This window comes from Desulfocurvus sp. DL1XJH-121 (assembly GCF_054819825.1).
This window is the reverse complement of the sequence record NZ_JBTVWW010000082.1, coordinates 1-278: the sequence shown is the minus strand read 5'-3', so window position 1 is coordinate 278 and position 278 is coordinate 1. Positions and strand designations below refer to the sequence as shown.

The following is a 278-nucleotide window of genomic DNA, read 5'->3' as shown; positions in this document are numbered from 1 at the left end:
CATTGAGCGGTGAATCTTCGCCCAGGCTTCGTTCATGTTGGCCTGCACCATCTTGATGGCACCAGTCCTGTTGGCCATCGACGTGCTTCGAATCGCACTGCTCATCCTGACCATGTAGGGGATGATCTGGTGGGGAGGCGGGCGCTTGTACAGCCCATCATCCGGCGCAAGAAACGACTGTGCTTGTCGGGTGTAAATGAGGGTCATCGGGAACTCCGTTGTTCTATCTGTTATTGCAACAGGGAAGTCCCCAATTCTGGGGGTATTGGGATAACTCA

1 protein-coding gene is annotated in these 278 nt (G+C 54.3%); it reads right to left on the bottom strand.

The window, feature by feature from the left end:
- Positions 1 to 207: hypothetical protein (locus ACYYG1_RS17390; RefSeq protein WP_461211598.1), on the bottom strand; the 207-nt coding region annotated here is incomplete at its 3' end.
- Positions 208 to 278 lie beyond the last annotated feature (71 nt).